The organism is Deltaproteobacteria bacterium (assembly GCA_017302835.1).
Lineage (GTDB): Bacteria > Bdellovibrionota > Bdellovibrionia > Bdellovibrionales > Bdellovibrionaceae > UBA2316.
In genome coordinates this window covers 377,227-387,892 of record JAFLCC010000001.1, presented here as the reverse complement: position 1 = coordinate 387,892, position 10,666 = coordinate 377,227, and the positions used below count along the sequence as shown (strand labels likewise).

General features: G+C 36.1%; 9 protein-coding genes and 1 tRNA gene. All 10 read right to left on the bottom strand.

Features of this window, described 5'->3' with window-relative positions:
- Nucleotides 1–265: 265 nt before the first annotated feature.
- Nucleotides 266–341 (bottom strand) — tRNA-Val (locus J0M15_01875).
- Between the two features lie 61 nt (nucleotides 342–402).
- Nucleotides 403–981, bottom strand: a complete 579-nt coding sequence (locus J0M15_01870; protein ID MBN8535775.1) for a hypothetical protein — start codon at nucleotides 979–981, stop codon at nucleotides 403–405.
- A 9-nt stretch (nucleotides 982–990) separates the two neighbouring features.
- Nucleotides 991–2,085 (bottom strand): winged helix-turn-helix domain-containing protein, encoded by a 1,095-nt coding sequence (locus tag J0M15_01865; protein ID MBN8535774.1) that lies wholly within the window; start codon nucleotides 2,083–2,085, stop codon nucleotides 991–993.
- A gap of 214 nt (nucleotides 2,086–2,299) precedes the next feature.
- Nucleotides 2,300–4,759 (bottom strand): endopeptidase La, encoded by a 2,460-nt coding sequence (lon, locus tag J0M15_01860; protein ID MBN8535773.1) that lies wholly within the window; start codon nucleotides 4,757–4,759, stop codon nucleotides 2,300–2,302.
- A 115-nt stretch (nucleotides 4,760–4,874) separates the two neighbouring features.
- Complete coding sequence (locus tag J0M15_01855; protein MBN8535772.1) at nucleotides 4,875–6,215, bottom strand: aminopeptidase P N-terminal domain-containing protein; 1,341 nt, start codon at nucleotides 6,213–6,215, stop codon at nucleotides 4,875–4,877.
- 20 nt (nucleotides 6,216–6,235) lie between these two features.
- Entirely contained in the window at nucleotides 6,236–7,228 is a 993-nt protein-coding gene (locus J0M15_01850) for an alpha/beta hydrolase (protein ID MBN8535771.1), read from the bottom strand.
- 1 nt (nucleotide 7,229) lies between these two features.
- Entirely contained in the window at nucleotides 7,230–8,021 is a 792-nt protein-coding gene (locus J0M15_01845) for a TlyA family rRNA (cytidine-2'-O)-methyltransferase (GenBank protein ID MBN8535770.1), read from the bottom strand.
- A 2-nt stretch (nucleotides 8,022–8,023) separates the two neighbouring features.
- Entirely contained in the window at nucleotides 8,024–8,893 is an 870-nt protein-coding gene (locus J0M15_01840) for a polyprenyl synthetase family protein (GenBank protein ID MBN8535769.1), read from the bottom strand.
- Between the two features lie 26 nt (nucleotides 8,894–8,919).
- Nucleotides 8,920–9,138 (bottom strand): exodeoxyribonuclease VII small subunit, encoded by a 219-nt coding sequence (locus tag J0M15_01835; GenBank protein ID MBN8535768.1) that lies wholly within the window; start codon nucleotides 9,136–9,138, stop codon nucleotides 8,920–8,922.
- Between the two features lie 74 nt (nucleotides 9,139–9,212).
- Nucleotides 9,213–10,622 (bottom strand): exodeoxyribonuclease VII large subunit, encoded by a 1,410-nt coding sequence (locus J0M15_01830; protein MBN8535767.1) that lies wholly within the window; start codon nucleotides 10,620–10,622, stop codon nucleotides 9,213–9,215.
- Nucleotides 10,623–10,666 lie beyond the last annotated feature (44 nt).

Here is a 10,666-nt window from a genome sequence, read left to right as displayed (position 1 = left end):
TTAAACTTGAAAAAGTAGACATGATTCAACAACTAGAACTTGACTTGTATGCAGCTTAGAAAATAAAAATAAAAAATCATTCTGGAGTATTTCTAAAAAGTTTCTACCAGAAACGGGACGCCATCTCCGGAACATCTTCATAGTCTTTATGATTTTTGGTCAAAGGAATGACTTTATTCATTTCTACCTTTCTACCAATTTTGCGCGGGATTCTACCATTTGCGTATCACACAAACAAAAAACCACCGTGGAATCTGGTGGTTAATGGTAGGGAGTACAGGATTCGAACCTGCGACATCCACCTTGTAAGGGTGGCGCTCTACCAACTGAGCTAACTCCCTGTGGTAAAGAACTAAAGTGGAGATTGAATAACAATTATCTTCCACTTTGTCTATTTAAAAATTATCGAACTAATCTTTCTCTGCATTTAATATTGAACTGAGAACTTATATTTACCCGATCTAATGAAAAGTTAACAAACTCATGGGAATTAATAGGTGCAATTGACATCATCATAATATGACCCTGAAAAGAAGGCAGCACCAGGGAATTAAATGAGTTTGCATCGAAATTCCTAAAATTAATTCGGTAAACTTGATTGTTTACTACACTCCTGAGGGTGGCATAAATGATCTTTAAATCAAGCTGACTAGCGACTCCAGTTCCCAATATTTGGCAACTATTAGGATCAATTTGTTGAATGTACAACATCTTGTTTGTTTTATTATTATTAATTGTTTGAAAAGTAAAATAGCTAGATGCCGTTTGTCTGGACTGTTTTAACATCCAAGTTCCAGTTAACGAATACCATGTAATAGGAAGCTCATAACCCCAAGGAATAGGTACGAAGTCCTCACCATGAATAACATAATCCCTAGCACTGGTCTTAAGATTATTTGAAGTTGGCAACGAGTACGACTCTCTACTGAAGAGTCCGATACACAAAATAAAACTTAAAAGTATTGGCATTATTTTTTTCACAAAAAAACCTCATTTTTCCATTAGTACACGAATTGATTTATTAAAGTAATAACCATTCTTGGCTCTAAAAATATATTTTGGTTTATCATAATCTGGCTCAATTAATTTTCTTAGTCTTTTGATGGTAACATATATTTTATTGTCATGAACTAAGGGATCATAAGGTTGTTTCCAAACATTCTCAACAAGAAATTCTTTAGAATAAACAGTCCCTTGATTTACAATAAATAACTTCAATAAATCGAGCAAAATAAATTGATTCTTAAAATCAATAGTCCCAATTTTTTTCTCAATAATGGAGTGATTTGTTTCATCGAAAATAATATCGTAGGGTTGATTGTTCTCACCGCCAAACTTATCAAGGTATGATTTTATCATATGACTTAATCTGACTTGATTTTTTGCATCAACCATTTTATTTGCCATGTTTAGGTACAATCTGGCGAGCTCTTTATCTCCAGACTCGAAATAAATAACTCCAAGCATTCCTAAGAAATTAATATTAATAATATTATTTCTTAGCTCTTTGGCTTCCTCATAAGCTTGCCACGTGATCGAAAGAGCCTCTTCGTATTTTCCCAACTCTCTTAAAATACGCGCATTCAGTAATTGAGTTGATGTTTTAAGTTCCTTAAAATCATAAACTTGAAAAAAAACATGCAAATTATATATTTCTTTTAAGGCATCCGCATATCTTCCCAAAAAAGAATAAATTAAGGCAATCAGGAATATGCTATTACAAATATCTTCTTTGCTGTCTTGAGCTAAGGCTAATTTTAATGATTTTTGTGCATAATCTAATGCATTTTCATACTGAGCCTTATAGCAGGCACAAGTTGAAAGCGTGTAATAGGTTTTGGAATTTAATTCAAAACCTTCTTTTAAAACTAAATCCTGAATTTTTTCTTTGGTTGAATTTATTTCATCGGCCTGCTCTCTTTCGGCATATATTCGAAGAAGTAAATTTTGACATTTTAAATATTGGGAGTAATTTTTTGACAGAAAATACAAATCTGATGCCTGATTTAAATATTTTATAGCGCTTTCGAAATCACCACGGTCAGCGTGAAGCTTGCCAAGTTCAAAAACTCTATCATCACTCAACCCCTCTAGAGTTAAATGATCAAGGCTTGTCTGAATCATCAAATTCCTTTAATAAAAATAAATTTTATTATGAATTTTTGTCAGATTCTGTTCTTTTGGTCAATCATTGTTCATATATTTACCATCATTATTAAAAATAATTTTAAGTAACTGATATTTATGACCTATTTAATGCCTACTTCTAACGCAAATCATTAGGTCCTGTTCTCAGAACCTAATGATGATGCAGAGATTGTCCTGTGTATTGAGCCCTCACTCCAAGCTCTGTCGCCTTCTGCTGTTTAAATAATTCCTTTGGAGATTTAATATCGAGTGCGTTGATCAAAACCTGATCAACATGATCGACCAAAATGACTTTTAACTCTTTCAGAACTTCTTTTGGAATATCTTTTAAGTCTTTTTCATTCTCTTTCGGGCAAATGATCATTTTAATTCCACCACGATGAGCTGCCAAAATTTTTTCTTTCAAACCACCAATGGGCATTACTTTTCCACGCAAAGAAATTTCACCAGTCATGGCCACTGTTCTTTTTACAGGAATTTTGGTAATGGCTGAAACTATACTTGTTGTTAAGGCAATTCCCGCAGAAGGTCCATCCTTAGGAACGGCCCCCTCGGGCAAATGAATATGAACATCAATATCTGCAAAATATTCCTTAGCAAAGCCGAATAGTGGACCTCGTGATCGCACATAACTCATGGCTGCTGAACATGATTCCTTCATGACATCGCCTAACTGTCCTGTCACCGTGAACTTACCTTTTCCTGGCACAACACTCACTTCAACGGCAAGCAAATCACCGCCTACCTCGGTCCAAGCCATTCCGTTTGTTAAGCCAATCTCATTCTGTTCTTCAATCTTGCCAAATTTATATTTGTGAGCGCCCAAAAGTTCTACTAATTTTTTTGGAGTCACAACGTAACCTTGTTTGTTTTTCGATGTGATGGGTTGCGATTTCTTTGTCCCTGGCTTCATATCTGAAATGGCTTCGCCCATAACGATATCTTTTGCCACTTTTCGACAAACATTTGCCAATTGCCTTTCAAGATTTCTGACCCCAGCTTCACGAGTATAGTATCTGATTACATTTCTAATCGTTGCATCTTGAATAGACACTTTGTAATCTTTTAATCCATGGTTTTCAATTTGCTTAGGCACTAAATAATTTTTTGCAATATGAAATTTCTCTTGCTCAATATAACCCTCGAGACTGATGATTTCCATTCGGTCAAGAAGCGGCCGCGGTACTGTGTGAAGAGAATTTGCTGTAGCAATAAACATCACCTTAGACAAATCGTACTCCAACTCCAAATAGTGATCTTGAAAATTGTTGTTTTGCTCAGGATCCAAAACCTCAAGCATCGCCGCAGAAGGGTCGCCTCTGAAATCATTTGCCATTTTATCAATTTCATCAAGCAATACTAAAGGATTTCCTTTATCCACTTTTCTGAGAGCTTGCAAAATTTTACCCGGCATAGCTCCCACATAGGTTTTTCTGTGTCCACGAATTTCCGCTTCATCACGAACGCCGCCCAGTGAAATTCTTGCAAACTGACGGTTCAAAGAAGTGGCAATGGATCTAGCTAAAGAGGTCTTACCTACTCCGGGAGGACCTACAAGACATAAGATTGGACCTTTCAGATTATTAGATAAGGACAAAACTGCAAGATATTCTAGAATTCTCTCTTTTACTTTCTCTAATCCCCAGTGGTCGTCATCTAAAATTTTCTTGGCTTTTTTAATATCGTGACTCTCTTCAGAATAATCATTCCACGGCAAAGATAAAACCCAATCAATGTAGTTTCTAACTACCGTCGCCTCAGCCGACATCGGTGACATGAGCTTGAGTTTTTTAACCTCTTTCATGACTTTTTCTTTAGCCTCTTTAGGCATTTTCTTTTGCTTGCACTTTAACTCAAGATCTTGAAGCTCTGCTTGATAATCATCCTTATCTCCAAGTTCCTTTTGGATGGCTTGCATTTGTTCGTTTAGATAATATTCCTTTTGCGAACGCTCCATTTGTTTTTTAACTCGGGTTCTGATTTTTTTCTCGACCTCAAGAATTTCAATCTCTCCCGTCATGATATTTAACAAATGCTCAAGACGTTTTTCTGGTTCAAAAATTTCAAGAACTTTTTGCTTATCTTCAAGTTTTAAATTTAATTGAGCGACAATAATGTCTGCGAGTTCACCTGCGTTTTCAATAGAAGTCACTCTCATTAATATTTCTGGCGGAATTCTTTTATTTAGCTTTACATAAGTCTCAAAAGTGGCTTTAACTGATCTTACCAAAGCCTGAGCCTCTACTTGTGAATCAACCTCTTCTGGAATCTCTTCATACTTCACAACGAAAAAGTTCTCATTGGGAACGAAATCTTTAATTTTAACCCTTCGCTTGCCCTCAACCAACACCTTAACCGTTCCATCAGGTAATTTTAACAGTTGGATAATCGTTCCAATGGTCCCAACACTATAAATATCCTTTGACTCTGGATTATTAGTTTTAGCATCCCGCTGAGCTGCTAAAATAATATCACTTTGCTTACTGATGGCTTCTTCAAGAGCATTGATGCTCTTTTCCCTACCGACAAACAGGGGCATCATCAAATGAGGGAAAATAATCAAATCCCTAAGGGGAAGTAAGGGTAACTCCATGTTTTTAGCTTCAGCCATCGTGACCTCCTGGTTAAGGACATTGAATATCCTTAATATGAGTATAGGATTTAATCTGGCAACGTGGAAGAATATTTTATTAATTTATTCTTTCTTTGAATATTATTTATCAATCCTAGACATTAGACTTCGTTGAGTTCATCATATTCATCAAATTTTCGATTTCTGATATTTCTTTAGGCACACTTGAAGTCATGTTTTCAAAGCTATCGGATGTGATTAAAATATTGTCCTCGATGCGAACCCCAATACCTCGATACGGAGCTGGCGCCTCGCCGTCTTTTGCCGGAATGTACAAGCCTGGCTCAATGGTGAAACACATGCTTTTCTCGATAGTTCGAGGCTCTCCATTAATAAAATAAAGACCCGCATCATGCACATCCATGCCTAGCCAATGGCCAATTCCATGGGGGTAATATTTTTTATGCGCATTCGCTGCTAAAATATCGTCTTTTCTTCCATTCAACAGACCCAGCTCAAGCATCAAATCGGTTAATAAAGAAGCTCCTTGGTCATGCAAATCCTTAAAATAAATTCCTGGTTTTAAGCCAGAAATTATTTCTTTCTGAATATCTAACACCCCTTGATAGATTTCTCTTTGAGCTTTGGAAAACTGTCCATTTACGGGAAAGCATCTAGTGATATCACCAGTGTAATAATTGTACTCAGCTCCCGCGTCGATCAATAACAAATCCCCATTTTTACAAACTTGATCATTGAAATTATAATGCAAAGTTGTTGCGCTATTGCCACTGGCAACTATAAAATTGTAGCCTTCTCGTTGAGAGTTTTGAGAAAGAAAATAACTTGTCATGACTGCTTGAATTTGCCTTTCTGTGACCCCTGGTTTTACATACTTCATTGCTTGCACGTGACCTTGGGCTGTGATTTCGCAGGCCTTCTTTAGATTTAAAATTTCTTCCTCAGATTTTCGTAACCGCATTTCACCAAGAAATACATCAGCATCTAAAATCGTCATCAAACCATAACCAGTTCTACCTTGAGACCGTCTTAACTCTTCCAAAATATTAAGAAATCTTTGATCAAATGTTGGATTTTTAAGTAAGCGGTAATAGACCCCTTCATACCCTTTAAGTAGCTCTAAGGCCTGTTTTTCAAATTCTTCAATGGGATAGCATTTATCAACTTGAAATTCTTCTTGTGTCGCCTCTGGACCAAAACGAAAACCATCCCAAGTCTCTCGTTCAATATTTTTTTGCCTCACAAACAAAATACTTTCAGGAAATAATCCTGGTCTTAAAATTAAAACAGACTCTGGCTCTTCAAAGCCGGTTAAGTAATACAAGTTGGAATCTTGTCTGTAGGCATATCCAACATCATGATTGCGAATTTGCTCTGGATGAGCCGCTACAACAAGGGCATTGTTTCCAAGTTTTTTAATCACTTTTTCTCTTCGAGTTTTAAATATCTGGATGTTTTCAAGCGCTTTTCTCATAAGTTTCCTCTTTTTTTATTCTATAAACCTAATTTTTGGGCTAGGGATTGAATCACCTTATATGATTGATCTGAACCCTTTTGCATCATTTCGCGTCGCTGACTGAAGTCTATTATACTATTGTTTTCAAGATTTAAAGTAATAGTATAATCCACATAGCGCGTTTGTTTGGATAATTGGCTTGAAAGCTCTGCCCAAAGAAGGTTTTCTGTCGAGTTTTCATCGTAAATAGGTGCTTTGAAAGAATTCCCTCCCAGAACATTTACAAAGATAATATAATTTGCCCCTTGAGAACGCAAATAGTCAGCCACGATCTTTAAGTCCCGTGTTGAACCAATATTTTTTCGATAGGGTTTGAAAAACGGCGGAAAAGGCAAGCAAAAAGGAAGTAGTTGATCTAAAAAACCTTTATTCATAATATAAATTTGATTATTTTGTAAATTCAGAGCCGGACAGGAGAATGGTTTTTTAAAATCTTCGGCTCGAATATTACTAAAGGCCGCTTTAATAATTGGATTCAGTGAATTAATATCCGTCGTTTTTTTTCCAGTTATCAGATTTTTTTTGAATAAATCATCTTCCTTAATTTTAAACATTTGCCATTCAACATCATTGACTGAGTTTCTCCAAGCGTAAAGACTCGCAACCAGCGAACCCATCTCCATTCCTGCAATACTTTGAATTGGAATTTTATTTTTTTGCAATTCTTGAAGAACTCCAATCTGACCATAAACACGACTTCCCCCAGGCCCCAGGATAATGCCAATTTTAGGTATATCAGGCAATGGCCTAGGTTTTACGGGCATCCCCTCTGCGAGTTCCGGCTCGTCAGGATTACTTCCAGGAGCATTATCGTCTGGAAGCAGCTTTGGACTTGGAGTTTCAACGTTCCTGACTTGAGGTAAATTGTTTCCTCCAGGCAAAGCAGATGGGGGATTTCTGCTTTGAAAACTTTGACACCCCAGTTGGAACAAAATGATGAGTGCGGAAGCCAACAAATAAAAATAACTCATTTTAAATTCCTCTTTTTAAAAAAATAAAAAACTCTTTATTGCCATCTTTACCAGGCACTTTAGAGGCAAAATATCTTATGATTTCCCATTGACCTGTTCTTGCAAACTCCATCATATCTTTTTCAAGCTTTGCATACAAATCAATATTTTTAACAATGCCAGATCTATTTAAATTCTCTGCTCCTAATTCAAATTGTGGTTTCACTAACGAAAGTAGCCTTCCATTTTTTTTCAGAAAAGAGGACAATTCATTAAGAATGAGTTTTATACTTATAAAAGACACATCCATCAAAATATAATCAAACCCCTCTGGTGGAAATTGACTTGTTACTTCTTTATATGAAGATAAATACCGAGCATTGACGCCCTCGAAAAGCCTAAAATTAGGACGCACTAGTAAATTTTTTGCAATTTGCCCATGACCCACGTCGATACCAAAAACTTGGCTTGCACCTAACTTTAAAACACAGTCAGAAAATCCACCAGTTGACACCCCAATATCTAGAAAATGATGCCCCCTAAAACTCATTGAGTCTATGAAGCCTCCGGCCTTAAGTTCGTTAAGGGCTTCATAGAGCTTGTTACCGGCTCTTGAAACAAAACTAATTGTTTCATCATTTTCAATTATAATTTCCAAATCTTTCGCTAGTTCTTGGCTTGGCTTATCAATAGAAACTTTCTTATTACCTTCCATATAGTAAGCTTTTTTAGATTTAATCAGTTCTTGGGCATGAGTTCTAGAATTAGCTAGTTCTTTTTCGTAAAGTAATACATCCGCTCTACATTTACTCATTTTTATAAATTTCTATTTTGATTCCATTTTAGCAAAAAAGAAAGTTCATTTGTGGGCGTGAGTTCTGTCCCCAACGTGTCCAAAAGATGGCTTACCTCTTGGAGGAGTTTATCCGTTTCACTTTCAATGAATATTTTTGATTTTTCAATTCCCCCCAGAAAAGGAACGATATTTTTAATATCTTGATTTTTATCTTGGTAATCTAAAATATCATCTTTGACTTGAAAGAGAAAACCCACTTCTTGTCCTAAAAATTTCAATTTATTTATTTTATCTGGGGCTAAACCCTTTATGATTCCAGGACCACTGAAGCAACCTGAAATCAATGCCCCCGTTTTCATTTGATGCATTAATTTTATTTTGTCTATGGTGGCTGCCTCTAATTCCATATCTAGAAACTGACCACCGATCATCCCTCTGAGCCCAGAAATGAAAGCAAGTTCGTTAATAAGCTTAACTAAATTTCCAGATTCATTGGCATAAAATTGGGCTAAAATTCCAAAAGCTTCTGTCAACAAAGCATCCCCTGCCAAAAGGGCAATGCTTTCACCATAGAGTTTATGATTTGTTGCTTTTCCTCGACGAAAATCATCATCATCCATGCAAGGCAAATCATCATGAATTAAAGAATAGGTATGTATCATTTCTAAAGAAAGACACCATGGCAAAATTTGCTTTGTCTCTACTTTTAATAAGTCAGCGACAACAAAGGTTATGGCGGGTCTAAATCTTTTACCACCGCCCAAAAATGAATATTGAATAGACTCAATGAGTTTTTTGTTTTCAATTTTATTTGGATAAAGGGAATCGACCGCGCCCTTAGAAAACTCATCAAATTCTATTATTTTATTTTTGGTTTTTTCGCTAAACAAAGACCCACCCAGCTTAATTTTGAATATTACTCTTCATTAAAGAATTCTGTAATTGGCTCGCCTTTGTCGTCGAAGCTAATAAGTTTTTTTATTTTCAATTCAGCCTCACTGAGTTTCTGATGACACTCTCTTGAAAGCTTAACTCCTTCTTCAAAAAGCTTTAAAGAATCTTCCAGGGTCGCATCGCCTTTTTCCATCTTTTGAACTATAGTTTCTAATCTGGTTAGTTTTTTTTCAAATTCCATTTTCGTCCTTATTTTAACTTTAATTTTTTAAAATTTACCCACTAATTATTTTGTTAAATTATGTTGCTATCTTATTAAGTTATATTGCTGAATTTTAAATCTTTAACTGTAAGCTCTACTTGATTATCAGAAAAGCGCAATTCAATTCGATCGTTTTCTTCCAACTGGGTGCTTTCCTTAATTATTTTATGGCTCTTAGTGACAATAACAAATCCTCTGTCTACAACCTTTAAAGGACTAAATGAATCCATTAACAACATTTTATTTTGAACGTCTTTTTGCATTCTTTCGATCTTGTTCTGCATTTGATAAATTAAGGACTTTTGTATAAAATTAAGCTCTTCTTTGGCGCTATCAATTTTATTTTTAGGATTTTTTAATTTTTGAAAAAGAAGTTCATTTTTATGCCTAAAGGACAAGATCTTCAACTCAAGTGTTGCTTGCAACCGATTAAAAAAATCATCGTTTTTAAGAATTAAATCTTGAAGTTTTTGTTTTGGATCTATCAGCCGTAGTTTTAAATTTTCAAGTTTTTGATCCCATTTTTTCACTTGCCTTTCAAGAACCATCTTCATCACACGGTTTAAGTTAATCAAACGATCCGTCAAGTCCTTTGCGCTCTTAGCCACTAGCTCTGCCGCAGCAGAAGGTGTTGGCGCCCTTAAATCAGCTACAAAGTCTGCGATGGTAAAGTCTATTTCGTGTCCTACTGCTGAAATCACCGGAACTGGAGAAGCGGCAATAGCCCTAGCTAAATTTTCATTATTAAAAGCCCACAAGTCTTCAATGGATCCCCCGCCTCGGCCCAAAATAATGACATCCACTTCTTTGAGCTGCCAAGCCTTTTTGAGAGCTAAAATAATTTGTTCTGAGGCCCCCTCACCCTGAACTAGGGTAGGAATCAAAATAACTTCAAGGTAGGGTGCTCTCCGTGAAATAATTTGCCGCATGTCCTGCACCGCCGCCCCCGTTGGAGAAGTGACCAAAACGATTTTTTGTGGAAGGGGCGGTATTTTTCTTTTTCGAGCCGACTCAAACAAACCTTCTGCTTTGAGTTTAATTTTTAATTCTTCGAAGGCTCTTTGCAAAGCCCCGGCTCCGACAGGCTCCATCGTCTCACACAAAATTTGATAACTTCCCCTGGGCTCATAAACGCTAATTCTTCCTTTAACAATCACCTCTAAACCATCGCAGACTTTAAATTTGAGTTTAGAATTAAAACCTCGAAACATCACTGCAGAGATTTGTGATTTATTGTCCTTCAAAGAAAAATAAAAATGACCCGATGTATGCGCTTTAAAATTGGATACTTCACCCTTGATCCAAATTGAGGAAATTTGTCCCTCTAACAATTGTTTAATTTGCAGATTTAATTGTTCAACCGTATAAACTTCAACTTCGTTTTTAAGAGTATCGATATCATCTTTTAAACTTATTTTTGTTGTCACCGAATGAAGCAAAGGGGCCGAAGGTATTTCCGTCATTTGAGCACGTTAATATCACCCGGTTTCTATGTCAATGGGTCTGT